Genomic DNA, 20,831 nt, shown 5'->3' on the forward strand with positions numbered 1-20,831 from the left:
CAAAAGTCATAGCCAAAAGGTAAGCCGCATGAGTGCTCAACTCTCCGCCGTGAAATTGACGTCCACTCAGTCGGTTGATCCGGTTGAGATTGCCAAAACATTGGCGGTCGAGTTTGCAAAAACCGCGCCGGATTATGACAAGACTGGTGAATTCTCGCATCCGAATTTTCAGGCATTGTTCGAATCCGGCTTGCTCGGCCTCGTCACGGCGGCTGAACAGGGTGGGTGGGGCGAAGGACTGGAAAAGGCGCAGGCTGTGATTTCGACCATCGCCAGCGGCGACCCGTCGACGGCGCTTATTCTCGCCATGCATTACAGCGTTCATTTTGCGGTAAAGCGTGGCAAATGGCCCGCAGCCTTGGCGTCCAAGGTTCTGACGGCAAATGTGGACGGACTGGCGCTCATCAACAATGCGCAGGCAGAGCCTGGCATGGGTTCACCTGCACATGGCGGGAGGCCTGAAACGGTCGCGCGTATTGAAGATGGTCACTGGATCGTCAGTGGCCGTAAAAGTTTCGTCACCGGCCTGCCGGGGTTGAAATGGGCGATTGTTCTGGCACTGACTGAGGAAGAAGCGCCACGTTTGGTCCAGCTTCTCGTGCCGCTGGACGCAAAAGGCATCAGCTACGTCAAAGCGTGGGAAGCGGCAGGCATGTATGGCACGGCCAGCCATGATCTGGTGCTGGAAAACGTCAGGGTGCCGCTTGGCGACCTTGTTGCCGAACAACCCGCAAGTGAACCCTTGCGTCGCGACGAAGCAGACGGCCACAACTTCTTCACGCTTCTGCCTGCAGTCTATCAGGGCGTAGCGCTTTCGGCCCGCAACGATTTGCTGAAGCACCTCAACGGCCATGCTCCCTCAAGCCTTGGTGCGCCACTTTCCTCTATCCCACGCATTCAGGAAGGGTTGGGCCAGATCGAAGTCTTGCTGGCAACCAACAGACGCCTGCTCACCTCGCTTGCGCGGGACGTTGACCGGGGAACGCCGGTCGGCACGGATGCACTTGCCGTTCGTCATGTGGTCATCGACAATGCGGTTTCCGTGACTGATCTCGCACTCGAACTCGGCGGCAATCGCGGTCTTCGCAGAGATTACGGTCTGGAGCGCCACCATCGTGATGCGATCACTGCCCGCGCCCATGCCCCGCAAAACCATATGATCCGCACGACGCTTGGGAAAGCGGCGATAAACGCTGCAACGAAGTGACACTCGCAGTGCCGCTCGCTGATCGATCGTAACGACCGGTTTCGGTTTCATCAGCACGTGCTGCATGGGAATGTAAGTTGAATTGTCGTACCTTGTCCGGCAGTGGAATGGATATGCGCTTCCCCTCCGCTTTGGCGCACGAATCCATAGACAACCGCCAGACCGAGACCGGCTCCACCCTGGTCGCCCCTTGTCGTAAAATAGGGTTCGAATGCTTTGTCCACGGCTTCAGCCGTCATCCCAACGCCTTCGTCTTTGACACGAACCAGCAACGCGTCGCCGGTTTGCGCAGCGCTGATAGTGATCAGACCTCCGTTCGGCATTGCGGCTGCGGCGTTTAGGCAGAGGTTTAAAATGGATTGTTCGAACAAAGCGGGGTCCAGCGGAATTGTCGGCAAGTGCTCTTCCAGCTCCAGTTCGATACGGCACTTTGGACCGACAGCGATTTCCAGAATGTCCACCATGCCTCGAAGCAAGTTGGCAATATCCATGGGGGTCGGGTGGATCGGTTGCTGGCTACCAACCGAAAGCATACTGCTTGCGAGCGCTCTCCCTCTATCCGCAGCCTTGCGTATGCGTGCGATATGTCGTTTCTGGCGGTCGTTGAAACCGGCTTCCCGCTCCAGAAGGCCGAGACTGCCGGTGATGATACCGATCATATTGCCGACTTCATGGCTGACCTGATGGGTCATACGCATGATGCCGTCCAACCGTTGCGCTTTGGCGGCCTCCGCTTCCTGGCGATCCATAGCCGTCACATCGCGGGCCAGAAGGACGATGCCGCCATCCGGCTGGCGTGATAGGGAAATCTCGGTGACTTGTTGACCCTCGGCCCGATGACGTATCACGGAGCGGTCCTGCAAATAGCCGTCCTGTGTTGGTGTGGGCAGCAGGTCGGGATCGATTTCCGGAATGGTCTCGACAAACCGTTGTAGAGGCAATTTGCGCGATACCGCAGACTTGCCGATCAGATCGATGACGCGCCGGTTCATGGTGATCGGTCGGCCTGTTGCATCAAACAGCGCGATACCCTCATTCATGTTGCGGAAGGTGGAGCGGATGGTTCTTGCGGCCGCCTCCGCTGTGCGCCTCAGCCGTGATACGCGCTCGACACTTTCGTTAAAGGCACGAAAGGCATCGAGAAGGCGAACAAGTTCCGTTTCGCTTCCGCGATAGGTTGGAGGACCAACGTTTTTCTCTCCCTTGGCAAGTGCATTCATGCCGTTTGATAGGGACACGATGCCGCGTGAAACGCGCATGACGGAGCGGATTGAAAAAACTGCCATGGCAAGAACGAGAAGCGAGGCGATCGCAACAATTATCAAAAGTCTGTTGAGTGCATCGGAGGTGGAAATCAGATCGTCGTTCAGCCCACGCGCTACCGCATCGCTTTGGGTTTCCGTGGCATGGGAAAGATCGCGCGAAACCTCATGCAGTTTTGAAACGGCGGCGCGGATGCCAAACATTTGAAGCAGATAACGCGTTTGTGCTTCAAACACGCGCTCATAGGGACGCAGCTCTGCTGGCGAGATGCGAAAGTCCGGCTCGCCTCTGCCCTGCTGCGCGGCCGTCTCAACCACATAACGCCTGCGAAGTTCTCCGAGCTGGAAAAGGCTGTCAGACGCAGATACGGCCTGCACGATGCTGTTCAACTGGCGCCTCAAACCGCCGTCTTTGACGCCTTCGCCCGTGGCAATCTCACCCAGCGCCGCTGCGGCCTCTGCCTTGTGGCTTTGTGCTGCATCGGCATCTCTGGCCAGCGCTTGTGTCTGGGTGCGAATAAGGTCGAGCAGTTCCACAATCCGTCCGCTTGCGAAACCTTTTATGATAGGCTCTTCCGCATCACGCCCTATCATGGTCAGCAGACCGTCGACCTGCGAAACCACAGCGCGACTTTCGCTTGAAACCCGGTAGGGAGAGGCGGCATTCATCAAAAACGGCGCGCTCGACACCAGATCGGACACCTGCCGTGAGACGAGGGATGCTTTGGCCAAACTGGAAAAGGCCTGTAGCCCGTAAGCCGCCATTTCGTCACGGGCACGCTGCAAACCATAGATGGCGATGACTGAGAGGCTGAAAACTAGAAGACAAATGAACAGGATGGCAAAGGGCAGACGAAACGCGATGGATGACAGGAAGGAGCGGCTGATCACGGCAAAAGCTCTGTTTCATCGGTGTGCAAAACATATCCTTTTCCGCGGCGCGTTTTGATGTGGCGCGGCAGATCGGGGTTGAGTTCTATTTTGCGCCGCAGCCGCAGAACAAGCACATCCACATTGCGGTCGATGTAGCGATCGCTTTCGGAGCCGAGCCGGTCAAGAATCTGCGCCCTGCTCACAGGTTGGTTCGGTGTCGCGGCCAGAATTTCAAGCAGGGCAAACTCCGCCGACGTCAATGTGCGGCTGCGGTCGGTGAGGCATGTGGCCTGTCTGCCATTGAGGTCTATCGCCCAATCGCCAAGCAACAGGGATGAGCGCGTATGGTCCTTTTCCGTGTCTTTCTCGTGCTTGAGCGACGGTATGGTGCGTCGCAGGACTGCTTTGATGCGGGCTGTCAGCTCAATCGGCTCAAAGGGTTTGACCACGTAGTCATCGGCGGCGGTTTCCAGACCCAAGACCCGATCGGCCGCACTGCCAGCGGCAGTGACCATCACAATCCCCAGATCATACTGCGTGCGCAGCCGCTGTGCAAAGGTGCGGCCGGATGTGCCGGGCAGATTGTGATCGACAAGAACCAGATGCACCTGCTCATGCAGCAATATGGCGCTTGCCTCCTCGGCGGATCGTGCGCAAATCGGCGTCCAATCCTCCGCCTCGATCAAATCCGAGATAAGCTCTGCCATGTCCGGATCGTCTTCGACGATCAGAATTCGCACCTTCTGATTCAGCACTGCGTAGTCCTCCCGTCATCACCATACGGCGTTCAATGCGGATATTCAAAGTGTTGCTGATTATTGCCGTCGTCATATTTGTAATGAATGTAATTTTCTTCGGCGCTGCGGTGCAAAATTGGTAATCATTCTTCGATTGCGGCTACCGCCAAATCTGACATGCTGACTGCGGAGATTGGAACGGGGAGGTTCCAAGAGGGAGGTTCGTTTGAAAGCAATATCGGCTTTAGCTGTGGGCATGGCCGCGTGGCTGTGTACTGCAAGTCACGGCTTGGCCGATGCGCGGTTGAACGTCCTGTGCGGCACGGACGAAGCATGGTGCGTTACCATGCAGCAATCCTTTGAGGCCAGCACCGGCATAGACGTTGCTATCGTCAGAAAAAGCACCGGTGAAATTCTCGATCAGCTTCGGTCGGAAAAATCAGCGCCGACGGTGGATGTCTGGTGGGGTGGCACGGGCGATACGCATTTGCAGGCCGCGTCAGAAGGACTGCTGGAGCGTTATGTGCCCAAACATCAAGCGGATATGTTGCCATGGGCGCAGAACTTTTTTGAAATGTCGGGAGAGTACGCGTCTGGCATTTATGCCGGGGCGTTGGGCTTCGCCTATAATTCGCAATTGCTGACGGCGCGGGGATTGCCCGCACCGACATGCTGGAAGGATTTGTCGAACGAGGCGTATCGTGGGCAGATACAATCCGGCAATCCGAATTCATCCGGCACCGCCTTCACCATGCTGGCCACGCTGGTTCAGCTTTTCGGAGAAGACGAAGCGTTTCGTTACATCGGTTCTCTCAACCGTAATATTACGGAATACACAAAGTCCGGCTCCGCACCTGTAAAGGCGGCAGCCAAGGGCGAAACCCTGATTGGCATCTCCTTCATGCATGACGCCGTGACCCAGAAAGAGGAGGGTTATCCATTGATTATCGTCGCTCCCTGCGAAGGTACGGGTTATGAAATTGGTGCCGTCAGCATCGTAAAGGGCTCACACAATCTGGCAGCAGCGGAGGCCTTCGTGGAATTTGCATTGAGCCCCGAAGGTCAGGCCACGGGCGCCGCTGCGGGTCAAAATCAAGTGCCATCGAACGCGCGGGCAGCATTGCCGCCTGCCGCACCGGATATCTCTTTGATTAAAATGGTGGATTACGATTTCGCCACCTTCGGGCAAGCTGGAGAGCGAAGTCGGCTTCTGAGGCGCTTCGATGCCGAAATAACTGTCTCCCAGTAACAGGCAAACAACGATTTAACACAGCAACACAAGACGACGCGGCGCGGGTTTCCCCTGCCGTGATGGAGAGGCTGTGCCTTTTCCAATCACACCCTATCGCAAGCAACAGGAGGATAACGCATGCGAATTTCACTTCTTTCCACACTGCTTTTTGCCGGAACGGCTCTTAGCGCAGTCTCGGCTCAGGCAGCCGGTGACCTCAACCTCATCTGCTCCGCAGACGTGGTGATTTGCGAACAAATGAAGGGCGATTTCGAAAAGGACCACGATATCAAGGTCAACATGGTTCGCCTCTCATCGGGTGAAACCTATGCCAAGGTGCGTGCAGAATCGCGCAATCCCAAAACCGACATTTGGTGGGCTGGTACGGGTGACCCGCACATGCAGGCCGCTTCTGAAAATCTGACGGCAGAATATAAATCGCCTATGCTGGACCAGTTGCAGGATTGGGCCACCAAGCAGGCGGCGAGTTCGGGTTATCGCACGGTCGGCGTTTATGCCGGTGCACTTGGCTGGGGTTACAACACGCAAATCTTCAAAACCAAGGGATATAAAGAGCCTCTATGCTGGGCCGATCTTCTGGCACCGGAACTGAAGGGCGAAATCCAGATCGCCAATCCCAACTCATCCGGTACGGCCTACACCGCACTCGCGTCTCTGGTGCAGATCATGGGAGAAGACCAGGCAATTGACTATCTGAAGAAGCTGAACGTCAATATTTCCCAATACACCAAGTCCGGCTCGGCGCCAGTTAAAGCCGCAGCACGCGGTGAAACAGCGTTGGGCATCGTCTTCATGCACGATGCTGTCGCGCAGACCGCGGAAGGTTTCCCGGTCAAATCCATCGCACCATGCGAAGGCACTGGGTACGAAATCGGCTCCATGTCGATCATCAAGGGCGCCCGCAATCTGGAAAACGCCAAGACCTGGTATGATTGGGCTCTAACGTCCAAGGTGCAGTCCCGCATGAAGGATGCAAAATCCTTCCAGCTGCCTTCCAACAAAACCGCAGAAGTACCGAAGGAAGCGCCGAAGTTCGAAGACATCAAGCTCATCGATTATGACTTCAAAACCTATGGCGACCCGGCCAAGCGCAAGGCCTTGCTGGAACGTTGGGACCGTGAAGTTGGCGCAGTCGCGAACTGATTTTCAACGAGACTATTAAAAGGTGGCCCGGAATTCACTCCGGGTTGCCGCTCCCCTTTTTATGATTACGACACAAGCGAGGTAAGCCATGAGACGTGGCAATCGCAGGCTGGACATCGTCCTTGCGCTCGGGGCTGCTGCCCTCATTCTGGTTCCTTGGTATCGAATTGAAGGCGGTTTTTTCGGCTTTAGCTGGCTCCCGGGATTTCTCTCTTCCGAAAGTACCGCACCCGGCTTTCTAGAGATTTTTCTCTATGGAAAAGTCTGGCTGGCCGGAGTGCCACTTCTGTTCCTTGCTGCTTGTCTGGTGCGACCTGTGCAGGATCCTATGAAACGCGGATCATTGCTGGCGTGGATCGGCGGGGCAGGTCTTCTGTTTTTGTCTCTTCAAGGACTGGCAATCGGTTTTACCGGCTGGACATGGAGCATCAGCGAAAACCTGTTCGGCGCACTTTCCAATGGTCAACCCTCTATGGGTGCCGGTGCTATTGTGATGGCGGTGGTTTTCGTTCTGCTGTTTGCTTTCGGGCTGGCGGAACGTGGCGTGATGAAGGGGGATGCCTTCATCGTTGCGTCGATTTCGATGCTGATATTCCTCGTGACGATCTTCGTATTTTATCCCATCGGCAGCATGTTCATCGCTTCCGTGCAGGCTTTTGACGGCACCTTCAATCCTGATGGCTTCATCCGCAATATGCAGGACCCCGGCATCTGGAGCCTTGGCTGCGTAACGGGTGAAGAACGTTGTGGCGTGGCGTGGCGCACGCTGCTTCTTGCGATCATGACCGCATCTGCGTCCACCTTGTTGGGTCTGGGATTTGCACTTGTCGCAACTCGAACACGCTTTCCGTTCAAAAAGGGCCTGCGTCTTCTGACTGTCTTGCCAATCATCACGCCGCCCTTCGTCATTGGTCTGGCGCTGACGCTTCTGTTTGGTCGCGCGGGCGTTGTTACGGAAGGTCTCTCAAGCCTGTTCGGCATTGAACCCGGACGTTGGCTCTACGGTTTGACGGGCATCTGGATTGCGCAAGTCCTGTCCTTCACGCCTATTTCCTTTCTGGTTTTGATCGGCGTCGTTGAAGGCGTCAGCCCGTCCATGGAGGAGGCATCTCAGACCCTGCGCGCAGATCGCTGGCGCACCTTCTGGCGGGTTTCGCTTCCACTCATGAAGCCCGGTCTTGCCAATGCCTTCCTGATTGGTTTTATCGAGAGCATGGCCGATTTCGGCAATCCATTGGTCCTTGGCGGAAGCCACGGGGTGCTCTCAACCGAAATCTTCTTTGCGGTTGTCGGGTCTCAAAACGATCCATCCCGCGCAGCCGTTCTCGCCATGGTTCTGCTCTGCTTCACGCTCTCGGCGTTCCTTGCGCAGCGCGTGTGGTTGTCCGGCAAAAACTTCGCGACGGTGACAGGCAAGGGCGATAGCGGCGCACACATCGCGCTGCCCCGTGGTCTTTCTATCGGCGTCCACGCAGTCGTCGTGCCCTGGATGCTGTTCACCATCGTTGTGTATGGCATGATCCTGATCGGCGGCTTTGTGAAAACATGGGGCTTGGACAGTTCCCTGACGCTGGATCATTATATTCGTGCATTTTCCATCGGCTTCAACAATGGCAGCATCGCGTGGACTGGCGTTGCGTGGAATTCCTTCTGGACGACCATGGAAATCGCACTCGTCTCAGCACCCTTGACCGCAGCGGTCGGCCTGCTCACCGCCTACATCATCGTACGGCAGAAATTTGCTGGAAAGAACATCTTCGAGTTTGCGCTGATGATGAGCTTTGCCATTCCCGGCACCGTCATTGGCGTCAGCTACATCATGGCCTTCAATCTGCCACCCATCGAAATGACGGGATCGGCACTGATCCTGATTGCCTGCTTCGTGTTCCGCAATATGCCTGTCGGCGTGCGTGGCGGCATTGCAGCCATGAGCCAGTTGGACAAAAGCCTTGATGAAGCCTCGCTGACATTGCGGGCGGATAGTTTCCGCACCATTCGCAAAGTCATCCTGCCGCTGTTGCGACCGGCAATTACGGCGGCGCTCGTCTATTCGTTCGTCCGCGCAATTACCTCCATCAGTGCCGTCATTTTCCTCGTCAGTGCCGAGTACAATATGGCGACCTCCTACATCGTCGGCCTTGTCGAAAACGGTGAATACGGCGTGGCGATTGCTTATTCTTCCATGCTGATCGTCGTGATGATCACCGTCATCACAGGCTTCCAGCTTCTCGTGGGTGAACGCCGTCTGCGTCGCGAAAATCGCGTTGCCGGTGTCACCACCGCCGCCCCAGTTCCTCTCGCTCAGGAGAAAACCGCATGATCAAAGTAAAACCCGGCTCCGTCACCTTTCAAAATGTTCGCAAGACGTTTGGTGCTTTCACGGCCATCCCGGATTTGTCGCTGACCATCGAGCCGGGAACGCTGGTGACCCTGCTTGGCCCATCTGGCTGCGGCAAGACGACGACGCTTCGCATGTTGGCCGGACTGGAGCACCCCACTTCCGGCCGCATTCTGATCGGTGGCACCGATGTGACCATGTTGCCCGCCAATGAACGCGACGTTTCGATGGTGTTCCAATCCTACGCGCTGTTTCCCCATATGAGCGCACTCGACAATGTGGCCTATGGTTTGCAATCTTCGGGCCTGAACAAAAAAGACGCACGGGAAAAGGCGGAAGAAGGCCTTAAACTTGTTGGGCTCGCAGGGATGGGACAGCGGCTTCCGGCAGAGCTTTCCGGTGGCCAGCAGCAACGTGTTGCGGTTGCGCGTGCGCTGGTCCTTGAGCCTCAGGTTCTGTTGCTTGATGAACCTCTGTCCAATCTCGACGCCCGCCTGCGCCGTAGAGTTCGAACGGAAATTCGGGAATTGCAGCAGCGGCTGGGTTTCACGGCGGTTTATGTGACGCATGATCAGGATGAGGCGCTGGCCGTTTCCGACCGCATCATCGTTATGAAGGACGGTGAGATTGCTCAGTCCGGTGCACCGCGTGAGCTTTATGAAGCACCGGCATCATCCTTCATCGCGGATTTTATGGGCGAGGCCAATGTTATCGCCTGCGAAGTCATCGATGTGGATGGGGAGCAGGCGCTGATCCGTGTCGGTGGCGTCGATTACCGTGTGCGTGGGCATGGCGCAAAACCCGGTACTGCGAAACTGGCGATCAGACCTGGTTCCATCACCATCGGCGTTCCGGGCGGCCAAGGGTTAGCGGGGCGGGTGCTTCACAGTGCCTATCTGGGCGGTCACATTGAATACGAGGTGGAAACCGATGTTGGCACTCTGTTCATCATCGACCATGCCATGGAGGCGAGCCTTTCTCCGGCCAGTGATGTCACATTGGGGTTCAAGAACCGCGGTATAGCCCTGATCAACGGCTGAGATATGATATGCAATTAAAGGACAGCATGATGACGACACATGACAGCGCTATTGAAGCGCGTTTTGCTCTGGCAAAATCGCTGGCAGCGGAAGCAGGGGCGCTTGCGCTTGATTATTTCAACAAGCGCGAAACACTGGTGATAGAAACCAAACGCGATCTACAGGATGTCGTTTCTATAGCGGACAGAAACGTGGAGACCCTTCTGCGCGAAAAAGTCGCCAAAGCTTTGCCGGACGATGGTTTTCTGGGTGAAGAATACGGGTATCAAGAAGGAAACTCTGGTTATACATGGGTGGTCGATCCCATCGATGGCACGGCCCCATTCGTGAACGGCATGCCATCATGGTGCGTATCGATTGCGGTACTGCACGACAACATTCCCGTCGTTGGCGTCATACAGGTGCCATGCGAAAACGAGCTTTATACATCGGCCAAAGGGCTGGGCGCCAGCCTGAATGGCAAGCCGCTGGTTCTCGACCCATCGCGCACCATCCAGAATGCTCTCACCGGTATCGGCTGCAACAACTATGTCACGCCAGAGCGTGTTGGCGCCGTTGTCACGGCACTGTTGGGAATGGGCGGAAACTTCATCCGCAACGGCTCAGGCGCACTGATGCTCGCTTACGTCGCCGCTGGCCGCCTTGTCGGTTATTACGAGCCCTACATGCGCGCTTGGGACTGCATGGCGGGTTTCTGCCTAGTGAAAGAGGCGGGCGGTGATTTTATGCCTTTCCCATGCAAGGGAGAGGATCTGCTGGTTGGCCACCCGGTTCTGGCCAGCAACCGTTCTGCATATGCAGAGCTTTTGAAAATTCATCGCGACGTGGAGCAGGAGACCGCTGGTTAGTTTCGCAGAGAGTTTGAGGTGTGCGTCACTTGAGGGCGCACACCAGCCAATCTGCTCGGCGCAAGAGATATTGAGCAGATACAGGTATGGTGCAGAATAAAACTGACAGACTCCGGTGTTGGATGCCCCGGAGCGCGAGCCAAATGGCCCGGAAACATATTCCGGTCGATTTTTGTCTAAGTGGCTGTTTGTTTTGAAAAAGGAAATAATGACTGGGGATCCTGGATTATCACATAATTTCAAAGGCTTAGTTGAAATTACTTGAAATTCCCTCTGTTTTCCCATCGCGAGCGACCGTGGATGCCACCTTTGTGCCCTGGCTTTGGGTTTCAGTCGACCGGGCGAGCTGGCGGAAATAATTTCCGCTTTCGAATTTCGAATTAGCTGCCAGCCAGCGGTATCGCCTTGGGTACGGCCTCGTCCATAGCGCGCTATGAAACAGGCGCTGCTACGCGGGTTCAGATGACCAATGAGGGGCCGATTGCGGTATGGCGGCTTTCGACGCTTCGTTACGGCAAGCAGCTATTCCGACTACCTCGCTGTATTGCGAACGACAGATTACGCTCACCGAATTCGACCTCGTTGAACCGCAGCGGAGCCTATAGCTCGCGCTAACGTTAGGGTGCCGATTATGCGGGGCGGGGGCGATTTGGGCTTCGTGCGTTCATCATGAGCCGTCTACCAGACTTCGCGCAGGTGCCATCTAATGGCGCAAAACCTCTATTCAGAATGTATATCGATATACTGTCGTAGAGACGTCGCCGCATTTAGCATGTGAGCGCGCATCCTCCGCGCCGCGACTTCTCCGTCCCCTTCAGCTATTGCTTGCATGATAGCCTCGTGTTCTTCACGAGATTTCAGCAGGCGGTCGCCGTGCCTAAGCTGCGTACGACGGAAGCTGTTGAGCCTGCTTCTTACACCGATTGCTTGCTCCGCGAGGAAATCGTTGTGAGTGCTGCGATATATGCTTTCGTGAAAGTCGCGATTGAACTCATCGTATCCATCAAAGTCTCCCGCACTTACGAGACCAACGGACTTCGCGTGAAGTTCCATGAGATGACTGCGCTCCAGCGGCGTCATTCTGAACGTGGCGAGGCGAACGCATAACGCTTCGATCTCTGCCATCGTCTCGAACATCTCCATGACCCGTTCCGGCGTCATGCGCGTGACAACCATTCCACGGCGGGCACGATTTTCCGCCAGGCCGCTGGCTGCCAATTGGCGCAAGGCCTCTCTTACAGGCGTTCTCGATGCGCCAAAGCGGTCAGCAAGTTGCTTCTCATCAAGAGCCGTACCGGCTGTCAAAACCCCAGCAGCAATGTCGTCAGTGAGTGCGTTTAGAATCCGATCAGAGAGGCGCCCACGGGATTCCACGCTCTCGTCGGCGTCGATTTCGTCAGGATATTTCATTCGGTCCCTCGCGCGGATTGATCGTGTTTAACCCTTAAAACATCACCACCAATATGTCCACGGGACGAAAAACACCGACTTCAAAAAATCGTCCATATGTACTCATTAAAGAAAATATACGGATTTATTGCATACATTAGTTGACCTTATGTAATTATAAAAATACATAAGATGCAGAAAGCGCTCAGGTGGAGTACCGAGACGCTTCAATATGGAAGCCCAGCCGCAAACTCGTGAGGCGCTGTTCCGTCTGCTTAGTGGCATGCGCGATTCGTAGCTGAAAGATGGGCTGAGCATGAGTTGATAGATGGCTTGCCGAGCAAAGCCATCTGTTTCTAAGCCGCTAGGAGAACCAAAGTCATGCCCGACATCGAGATATTCCGAAACATACGGTACGCCCATTCTCTTCGTTTCGAGCAGCCTGAGCTGATTCCTTGGGACGGCGTGCGTCTCACCGAGCGGGGGCCAATATGCCCCCAGCTTCCTTCTCGCCTTGAGTTGGTGCAGGGGCCGATGCCTGAAATGGAGATGAGTGAACATTGTCAGATTCTCTCGGTCTTTAGCCCGGCGCTGTCGGGCAAGCGGCCGGTAATGGTCTTCTTCCATGGAGGAGGATTTGTGACGGGTGGCGGTGAACTTTCCTGGCACGATGGCGACAAGCTCGCCTCTGAACAGGACCTCGTCGTTGTATCCGTGACCTATCGTCTTGGCGTTTTTGGCTACTTTCAGCAGCCTGGCGGGAGCGATCCGAGCCCGGCTATGGCCGACCAAGTTGCCGCGCTGCGATGGGTCAAGGCCAATATCGGGTTGTTCGGTGGTGATCCCGACAACATCACGGTTTTCGGGCAATCGGCAGGTGGCTTTTCGATAGCTACGATGCTTGCTTGGGGGCATGGCGGAGACCTCTTTAAGCGCGCGATTTTGCAAAGCGGCGCGTATGGTCTCGCCCACACCCGCGCCGAGGCGGACACGATTTCGGATATGTTTCTGGACGAACTCGGAGGCGACCCACGCAGCGCGACAATCGACGAACTCATCGCCGCTCAAGGCAGACTTGCTGCCAAGCTAAAAAGACTGGCTCTCTGGAGTGCGGTTCTGCCGCCTGCCGATAGCGGCTTAGGCGTCGATGTCATTGCCGGCTGGTGCAGAGATGACGCGTTGCCGTTCGTTCTTCTGCAAAAGCAGGTCAAGCCTAGTCCTGGAACTGAGACCCGCTTTCTCGACGAGACGCGCGAAATGAACGAGCTGTTCGAGGGCGGTTCGCGAAGTCTGGTGCGCGATATGGCGGAAAAGGGACATCGGGCCTTGCTTTATCGCTTTGACTGGGAGTCGCCCGGCACAGGGCTAGGCGCATGCCACTGCATCGAGCTGCCGTTCTTATTGGGTAGCGAACAAGCCTGGCGATCCGCCCCCGCAGTTGCCGGCTCCGACTGGTCTAAGATCGAGCCGATCGGCAGGCATATGCGCAAGCTCTGGGCTGACTTCGCGCGCGGCGACTACGCGGACGCCGATTGGTCGCCCGGTACCGTTAGGATCTTGCCCTAAAGACAGTGGTTGGCGGATTGGTAATCCGGGGCGCACGGCGAATTGTGAAGTTGTGCGTCCTGACCCGATTGGATCGCCCCGTCAAACAAGGCCCTGCTCAGGGTGCATTATGAACACCAGCTTTGAATTGGATCGGATAGCGAAATGAAAAACTGGAACACACAGAGAGAGGCATTGCGAGAACGGATCGACGCGGGCACTGCGTTTGCTGTCGGCAAGGTCGTAAAGGCCTCCGCGCTTGAGAGGTTTCTGGAGGCAGTCTTGAAACCGGGAGACCGTGTCTGCCTCGAGGGCGACAATCAGAAACAGGCGGATCTTCTTGCGAGGGCCCTTGCAAATGTCGATGCGGGGAAGATCCACGACCTGCATATGATCCAGTCCGGCGTCGTGTTGCCCGAACATTTGGATCTCTTTGAAAAGGGAATAGCAAAGCGGCTCGATTTCTCGTACTCGGGACCGCAATCCGCGCGTATTGCCCGACTGCTCTTCGGCGGGCAAATAGAGCTCGGTGCTGTACACACCTATCTTGAGCTTTTCGCGCGCTATTTCGTCGATCTGACGCCCAACGTTGCTCTCATCGCTGCCGTCTGCGCAGATCGCGACGGAAATCTTTACACCGGCCCGAACACCGAAGACACGCCGACCATTGTCGAAGCGACCAGTTTCAAGAGCGGCCTCGTCATTGCCCAGGTCGAGGAAATTGTCGACAAGGTTCCCCGCGTAGACATTCCCGGCGACCGGGTCCACTTCGTTGTTGACGCGAAGAAGCCTTTCTATGTTGAGCCTTTGTTCACGCGCGACCCAGCGGCGATGACCGAAACCCAGATTCTGACCGCGATGATGGCGATCAAGGGTCTTTACGCGCCATATGGTGTGCGTCGTCTCAATCACGGCATCGGGTTCAATACGGCGGCGATCGAGCTATTGCTGCCGACCTATGGCGAAAAACTCGGCTTGAAGGGCAAAATCTGCACGCACTGGGCGCTCAACCCGCATCCCACGCTCATTCCCGCGATCGAGGCGGGTTGGATCGAACAGGTCCATTCCTTCGGATCGGAGGTTGGAATGGAAGACTATCTTGCCGCACGCTCCGACATCTTCTTTACCGGGCCGGATGGCTCACTGCGCTCGAACCGAGCCTTCAGCCAAATTGCCGGTTTGTATGCCTGCGACATGTTCATCGGTTCGACGCTGCAGATTGACCTTTCCGGACACAGCTCGACCGTCACGGCCGATCGCGTCGCAGGCTTCGGTGGGGCGCCCAATATGGGGTCCGATGCCCGCGGGCGGCGCCATCCCAGCGCACCCTGGCTTCAGGCGGGCGCCGAGGCAGATCCCGACACGCCATCACCGCTCAGGCGTGGCCGCAAGCTGGTCGTCCAAATTGGGGAGACGTTTGGCGAAGGCAATACGCCACTCTTCGTCGAAAAGCTCGGCGCCTTGGAACTGGCCGAAAAACTCAACCTGCCACTCGCTCCGATCATGGTCTACGCGGACGACACCACGCATATCGTTACGGAAGAGGGCATCGCCAACCTGCTGCTCTGCAAGAACGCAGATGAGCGGGAGCAGGCAATCCGCGGTGTCGCCGGCTATACAGAAATTGGCCGACGTCGCGATAAGGCGATGGTCGAGAGGTTGCGAGCACGGAAAGTGATCCAGCGACCGGAAGATCTCGGGATCGATCCGCTCGATGCCAACCGAAATCTGCTCGCCGCAAAATCCATCAAAGACCTGATGCTGGCTTCAGGCGGGCTTTACCAGCCGCCGAGCCGCTTTCGCAACTGGTAAGGAGACGCTTCTGTTATGGAAAAACTACGATTTGATCTGGCGGCAACTGCCGCTGCGCAAGGTAAGCGGCCGATGGCGTTGGTCGGAGTCGTCGCATCTGGCAATCTCGAAATATTGCTCGAGCGAGGCGTCGCGCCTGACCGTTGCACGATCGAGATAAACACGGCCGCCCACGGTTTTCGCGAACTATGGGAGGCGGTCACCTCAGACTTCGTCGCACGCCGTCCCGCCGGGGGCCTGCGCATCGCCATAAACGATGGCGGCGCGCGCCCCGATACCGTCTCACTGCGGCTCGCCCAAGGCGTCCGCTTGATCGAGGAGCCAGAGGAATGACTGCTTCCCACAAAAGTTGGTACGAAGCGAGTGCGCGCGACCGCGTCGCAGCTCTGGTCGAACACAACAGCTTCGCCGAGTTCATCGGCCCGGAGCGCAGAGAGATCAGCCCGCACCTCGCGGTTTTTGATCTGCCCGCGCAATTTGACGACGGGATTGTCGTCGGTGCGGCGACCATCATGGGCACAGACGTTTTGGTTGCGGCCCAGGAGGGCCGCTTCATGGGTGGCGCGTTCGGCGAAGTTCATGGTGCCAAGCTCACCGGTCTCCTCCGTGCCGCAAAGCTAATGCAGCGCGATGTCGTCATCGCGTTTGATACCGGCGGCGTCCGTCTTCAAGAAGCAAATGCCGGTGAACTGGCGATCGCCGAAATCATGCGCGCCATATTCGAAGCGCGGACAGCGGGATGCCGTGTCGTCGGGCTGATCGGCGGGCGCGCCGGCTGCTACGGCGGCGGGGGGCTGATCGCTGGATGCTGCTCGATGCTGATTGTTTCGGAGCAGGGGCGGATCAGCGTCTCTGGTCCGGAGGTCATCGAGACGAACAAGGGCGTCGAGGAGTTTGATTCCCGCGATCGCGCATTCGTCTGGCGGACGATGGGCGGAAAACATCGGATGCTTATCGGTGGGGCCGATGCTTTCGTCGCTGATGATGCCGCCGCCTTTCGCACCGCGGCGGCTGCCGGCCTTGCCAGGTCCGCCTCGCTGACGACCGAAACGCTGGTTGCCGAACAGAACAGGCTTGAGCGCCGTATCACCCGGTTCGGCGATGCACCTGACGCAACCGACATTTGGGCTGCACTCGGGATCGATATCCCGGACGACATCCCGGCAATGCCGGCAGAAGAGTTCGCGGTACTTGCCGCTAAGCACAGGGAGAGCGCAGATGACACCCGCTGAAATCCTAAATTCACTTTCCCCGACGGGTCACCAATTGACGGCTGATGGCGATCTTTCGTTTGGTACTGCGACTGCACTCGATGGTACGATGATCCATGTGATCAGCGTTGGCGGCGGCAGCGCGATCGGTATCGATGAGGCGATACGTCTTGCAGACCATGTGTTGAAGATTGCGTTCACTGCGGATGCGAGTCCCATCATGCTGCTCATCGATACCTCAAGCCAACGAATGAGCAGGCGCGACGAGCTTCTCGGGTTGAGCGAATATCTCGCGCACCTCGCCAAATCGCTTTTGCTCGCCGAAACAAGGGGACATCGGACCGTGGGCCTGCTCTATGGAGGCAGTGCCGCCGGCGCCTTTATCGCGACGGCGCTGGCGTGCGGAACGCTCGTTGCATTGCCCGGCGCTCACCCAGAGGTGATGGACCTGCCGTCGATGGCGCGCGTCACCAAGCTGCCGATTGACGTTTTAAAGGAGAAAGCGAAGGCAACCCCCGTGTTTGCGCCGGGTCTCGAAAATCTCGCTCAGACCGGCGCCATTGCCGAAACATGGGATCCCGAACTGCCGTTGGCCGATCAGCTCGCAGCGCTGCTCGCCCGACCTCGAAGTGGCGATGATCGGGCGGCCCTTGGTAATGAGCGGGGGGGGCGTTTGAAGGCTGAAGGGATCGTCGACGAGATTGTCACCCTTGCACGGGAAAGGGGATGATCCGATGTATTTCGAAAGACATCAGCTCGTCTATCTCTACCCCGCATCCTGGAGTGCACTCATCGAGGCGCATGGGGATACCCGAGATCTCGCTGAGGTCGCCGATTGGGCGATGTTCGGACGACCGCTCATCGCACGTCGGCGGCTTTGCAGCGACAGCAAAGACAGTGTGCCGCTCGGCCTTCCCCTGCCACCCTCATTGGGCAAAAGGCGACTATCCTTCGCAGCACCACTCGAAGCTGTAGCGTCGATCGCCAGTCCGCCAAGAATTGCGGATGTGATCGACGCTGCCCCTGTCACGTGGCGACCTGCTCTCGAGGCGTTGTTGGCAGTCGAACCCAATACGCGCTGCTTCGGAAGCCTTGCCTGGCAATTTCTAACAGACCTGCCGTATCTCTCGGAAACGTCAGATATCGATCTCCTGTGGTACGCGTCGACGCTTGGCGACGTCGATCGCATAGTTGCTGCGATCAAGCCGATCGACGCGGCGTCGACGGTGACGCTTGACGGTGAGATTGTAACCCCTGGCGGGCTTGCCATCCAATGGCGCGAATGGGCAAGCGGAGCCCATGAGGTCTTGGCCAAATCATCGGATAGCAACCGGCTGGTTGCTCGCGACATGGTGTTCTCATGACCGCACTTCTTTCTCCGACAACTGGACTGGATACAGGCGTAATCGGACAGGCCGCGACGCTTTGCTTGAAACGAGAGATCGCGACCTATCCAAAGCCGGGCCTCGTCAGTCCGGTCGATAGTGGCGCGCATCACGACATGGACGCCGAGATGATGAACCATAGTGCGGACGTCCTCGAACCGTTTTTCGCACGCCTCGCCGAGGCCGGGGCCGCAGGTGCAGAAATGGATAGGCTTCGGTCAATCGGGATCGAAGCGGAGCGCGCGATGATGATCGCGACGGGTGGGGTAAACACGCATCGCGGGGCCATCTTTGGGATGGGGCTGCTCTGTGCCGCAGCGGGTTTCCGGGCGCGCTACGCTGTGTCAGGCACTCTCGGACGCGTGGTTGCACATCGTTGGGGCGCAGATATCGTCGGTGGCCCGGTTCATCTCCACAGCCACGGCAGCAAAGTGGCAAGACAACATGGTGCGGGCGGCGCCCGTGCCGAAGCCGCAGCAGGCTTTCCATCTCTTTACACCGTGGCGATACCGGCGCTCCAAGATGGACGTCGGCTTGCGCCCCTCGATACGGATGCCGCACAGGTTCATGCGTTGATGACGCTCGTAGCGCGCGTGACAGATACCAACTTGCTATATCGTGGAGGCCTGGAGGGCCTTCGGTTTGCTCAAGAGGAGGCCTGTGCCTTTCTCGAAGCGGGAGGCTGCGTGGCACCCGAATGGTACAGGCGAGCGGTGGCAATGCACCACGCGTTCGTAGCACGCAGGCTAAGCCCCGGCGGATGTGCCGATCTGCTTGGTATGGCACTATTCGTCGAGCTGCAGGAGAGCTGACGCCATGATCGAGATCATTCTGCAGGCCTTGGTCCCTATCTTCTTTGTGATTGCACTCGGCTATTTTGCTGGAAAGCATCGCACGATAGACAACCACCATGTGACCGAATTGAATGCGCTGGTGATGCAGTTTGCGCTGCCAGCTTCGCTGTTCGTCGCTACGGCTACGACTGCGCGCGAGAAGATGTTCGCAGAGGGTACTCTTTTCCTATTGCTTGCCGTCACCATGATGGCCTTCTACGCCATTTGGTATGGATTGAAGTTGAGAGACAATGCGTCGCACGGCGAAGCCGCAGTTCAGGCGTTGACGATCGCGCTTCCGAATTACGCCGCTGCCGGGCTGCCAATCATGCTGGCGGTGATCGGGCCTCAGGCGACGGTCCATGTGGCTGTCGCCATTGCTGCGGGCTCCATCTTGCCGACTCCGATCACGCTGCTCATCCTCGAACTGTCGAGAACCGGGGCAGATGGGACGCAGTCCAACGCGGCTACTCGCTTGCGCAAGGCCGTGATCGACGCGGTAGCTAAGCCGATCGTGCTTGCACCGGTGTGCGGCACTCTTGTGTCTCTTTCGGGCCTTCAGCTCGACGTGTTGGTAACATCATCGCTCCAGTTGATCGGCCAGGCTGCGGGCGGAGTCGCATTGTTCCTCACCGGCTTGGTTTTGTCTTCGCAGCCTTTCCAGCTTGACCGGCAGGTCGTGGCGGCTACTCTTCTATCCAATCTCGCGCAACCGCTTTTCGTCTTCGGCCTCACGCGGGTCATTCCGACTTCACCCGATGTTGCCGCTGTCGCTATTTTGCTGGCGGCACTTCCATCAGGTTTTTTCGGTATCCTTTTCGGCGTCAACTACAATGTCGCCTCCAGGGAGGCGGGTTCGATGGTCATCGCCAGCACGATATGCAGCATGGTCACGGTGGGCGCCGCCATCCTTTTCCTCTATCCACGATAGGAGCCCGCTTTGCCGATCGCCATTCTCTGTTCAGGTCAAGGGCAACAGCACGCTCGAATGTTCGATCTGGTCGCCGACGCACCAGAGGCGGCGGAGTTCTTCACTGTCGCGGCCGAACTGCTGGACGGCCAAGATCCCCGCGAACTCGTGCGCAGCGCATCGCCTGAAGCGCTCGAGGAAAATCGTACAGCGCAGATCCTGTGTGTGCTGCAGGCGGTCGCGTTGCAGGCTGCGCTGGGCGACGCGCTTTCCGCACGCCGTTTAGTCGCCGGATATAGCGTTGGCGAGGTTGCCGCCTGGGCGCTGGCAGGGCTCATCAGCGGGACACAGGCGCTCCGGCTGGTTGCGATCCGCGCGGAGGCGATGAACGCGGCAAGCCGCGGTCGCGAAGGATTGACGTTTGTCCGGGGACTGAAGCGGGAGGCAATCGAACGACTCTGCCGTACTCAGGAAACTGCAATTGCGATCGCCAATCCCGGCAATGGCTTCGTCGTGGGCGGCACAGTTGCTGCCCTCCAAACTTTCGAAGAAGGGGCAGTTCGCAGCGGCGCCGAGCGTATCGTCCGTCTTAAAGTCCATGTTGCCTCGCATACGCCAAGACTCGCCAACGCATCTGCCGCGTTCGCATCTTCTCTGGCGAAAGCGGCGATCTGCTCTGGGGTGCCTAATGGGGTTCGTCTCTTCAGCGGCATCGACGGCGCTATGGTACTTGACGTCTCATCAGGTGCGACCAAGCTTGCTGATCAGATATCGCATACAGTTGAATGGGCCAGTTGCCTGGAGAGCTGTCGGGAGGCTGGCGCAAGTGCATTTCTGGAACTAGGCCCTGGACACGCTTTGAGCGCTATGGCGACCGAAGTCGATCCGCGAACGCGATCACGCTGTGCCGAAGACTTTAAGGGGCTGTCTGGTATACGCGATTGGATCGCCAGTCAGTCTCAACAGTAGGCGTCGGCCTTAGGGTAACTTTATGCACTTGCTTTCTTCGGCGGTCGCGCGCCTAGCATCCCGACCAGTTCGATCTG

18 protein-coding genes are annotated in these 20,831 nt (G+C 57.4%); 15 read left to right on the forward strand and 3 right to left on the reverse strand.

Annotation, left to right across the window (positions count from 1 at the left end):
- The first annotated feature begins 28 nt into the window (after positions 1-28).
- Positions 29-1,207: an acyl-CoA dehydrogenase family protein gene (locus tag RMR16_RS19300; protein ID WP_320198928.1), complete on the forward strand. Its 1,179-nt coding sequence runs from the start codon at positions 29-31 to the stop codon at positions 1,205-1,207.
- A gap of 50 nt (positions 1,208-1,257) precedes the next feature.
- On the opposite strand, the gene RMR16_RS19305 is transcribed toward RMR16_RS19300, so the two are convergent.
- Positions 1,258-3,360: a sensor histidine kinase gene (locus RMR16_RS19305; protein WP_320198929.1), complete on the reverse strand. Its 2,103-nt coding sequence runs from the start codon at positions 3,358-3,360 to the stop codon at positions 1,258-1,260.
- On the reverse strand, positions 3,357-4,097 hold the full coding sequence (locus tag RMR16_RS19310) for a response regulator transcription factor (RefSeq protein WP_320198930.1): 741 nt from the start codon (positions 4,095-4,097) through the stop codon (positions 3,357-3,359). The genes RMR16_RS19305 and RMR16_RS19310 overlap by 4 nt, the downstream gene beginning before the upstream one ends.
- Before the next feature lie 238 nt (positions 4,098-4,335).
- On the opposite strand from RMR16_RS19310, the gene RMR16_RS19315 reads away from it, so the two are divergent.
- The 5 genes from RMR16_RS19315 to RMR16_RS19335 all read left to right on the forward strand — a co-directional run bounded on the left by RMR16_RS19315 (position 4,336) and on the right by RMR16_RS19335 (position 10,700).
- Complete coding sequence (locus RMR16_RS19315; protein ID WP_320199016.1) at positions 4,336-5,328, forward strand: ABC transporter substrate-binding protein; 993 nt, start codon at positions 4,336-4,338, stop codon at positions 5,326-5,328.
- A gap of 120 nt (positions 5,329-5,448) precedes the next feature.
- Positions 5,449-6,474, forward strand: a complete 1,026-nt coding sequence (locus tag RMR16_RS19320) for an ABC transporter substrate-binding protein (protein ID WP_320198931.1) — start codon at positions 5,449-5,451, stop codon at positions 6,472-6,474.
- Positions 6,475-6,562: 88 nt separating this feature from the next.
- On the forward strand, positions 6,563-8,794 hold the full coding sequence (locus RMR16_RS19325; RefSeq protein ID WP_320198932.1) for an ABC transporter permease: 2,232 nt from the start codon (positions 6,563-6,565) through the stop codon (positions 8,792-8,794).
- Entirely contained in the window at positions 8,791-9,852 is a 1,062-nt protein-coding gene (locus RMR16_RS19330) for an ABC transporter ATP-binding protein (protein ID WP_320198933.1), read from the forward strand. The genes RMR16_RS19325 and RMR16_RS19330 overlap by 4 nt, the downstream gene beginning before the upstream one ends.
- 29 nt (positions 9,853-9,881) lie before the next feature.
- Positions 9,882-10,700 (forward strand): inositol monophosphatase family protein, encoded by an 819-nt coding sequence (locus RMR16_RS19335; protein WP_320198934.1) that lies wholly within the window; start codon positions 9,882-9,884, stop codon positions 10,698-10,700.
- A 720-nt stretch (positions 10,701-11,420) separates the two neighbouring features.
- On the opposite strand, the gene RMR16_RS19340 is transcribed toward RMR16_RS19335, so the two are convergent.
- A complete protein-coding gene (locus RMR16_RS19340; protein ID WP_320198935.1) occupies positions 11,421-12,110 on the reverse strand; it encodes a GntR family transcriptional regulator in 690 nt (229 codons plus the stop codon).
- Positions 12,111-12,470: 360 nt separating this feature from the next.
- Between RMR16_RS19340 and RMR16_RS19345 the strand changes: the two genes are divergently transcribed.
- From RMR16_RS19345 to RMR16_RS19385, 9 genes are all read left to right on the forward strand, one after another.
- Complete coding sequence (locus RMR16_RS19345) at positions 12,471-13,655, forward strand: carboxylesterase family protein (protein WP_320198936.1); 1,185 nt, start codon at positions 12,471-12,473, stop codon at positions 13,653-13,655.
- Between the two features lie 144 nt (positions 13,656-13,799).
- Positions 13,800-15,446, forward strand: coding sequence for a malonate decarboxylase subunit alpha (gene mdcA / locus RMR16_RS19350; RefSeq protein WP_320198937.1), 1,647 nt, complete (start codon positions 13,800-13,802; stop codon positions 15,444-15,446).
- A gap of 15 nt (positions 15,447-15,461) precedes the next feature.
- Positions 15,462-15,779 (forward strand): malonate decarboxylase acyl carrier protein, encoded by a 318-nt coding sequence (mdcC, locus tag RMR16_RS19355; RefSeq protein WP_320198938.1) that lies wholly within the window; start codon positions 15,462-15,464, stop codon positions 15,777-15,779.
- Positions 15,776-16,678 (forward strand): biotin-independent malonate decarboxylase subunit beta, encoded by a 903-nt coding sequence (locus RMR16_RS19360; RefSeq protein ID WP_320198939.1) that lies wholly within the window; start codon positions 15,776-15,778, stop codon positions 16,676-16,678. Before mdcC ends, RMR16_RS19360 begins: the two co-directional genes overlap by 4 nt.
- A complete protein-coding gene (locus tag RMR16_RS19365) occupies positions 16,665-17,387 on the forward strand; it encodes a biotin-independent malonate decarboxylase subunit gamma (protein ID WP_320198940.1) in 723 nt (240 codons plus the stop codon). The genes RMR16_RS19360 and RMR16_RS19365 overlap by 14 nt, the downstream gene beginning before the upstream one ends.
- Before the next feature lie 4 nt (positions 17,388-17,391).
- Entirely contained in the window at positions 17,392-18,021 is a 630-nt protein-coding gene (gene mdcG, locus RMR16_RS19370; RefSeq protein ID WP_320198941.1) for a malonate decarboxylase holo-[acyl-carrier-protein] synthase, read from the forward strand.
- Positions 18,018-18,854, forward strand: coding sequence for a triphosphoribosyl-dephospho-CoA synthase MdcB (gene mdcB, locus RMR16_RS19375; RefSeq protein ID WP_320198942.1), 837 nt, complete (start codon positions 18,018-18,020; stop codon positions 18,852-18,854). Before mdcG ends, mdcB begins: the two co-directional genes overlap by 4 nt.
- A 4-nt stretch (positions 18,855-18,858) precedes the next feature.
- Positions 18,859-19,806: an AEC family transporter gene (locus RMR16_RS19380; protein WP_320198943.1), complete on the forward strand. Its 948-nt coding sequence runs from the start codon at positions 18,859-18,861 to the stop codon at positions 19,804-19,806.
- Positions 19,807-19,815: 9 nt separating this feature from the next.
- Complete coding sequence (locus tag RMR16_RS19385; RefSeq protein WP_320198944.1) at positions 19,816-20,754, forward strand: acyltransferase domain-containing protein; 939 nt, start codon at positions 19,816-19,818, stop codon at positions 20,752-20,754.
- Positions 20,755-20,831 lie beyond the last annotated feature (77 nt).

Source organism: Agrobacterium sp. rho-13.3, from assembly GCF_033957765.2.
Taxonomy (GTDB): domain Bacteria; phylum Pseudomonadota; class Alphaproteobacteria; order Rhizobiales; family Rhizobiaceae; genus Agrobacterium.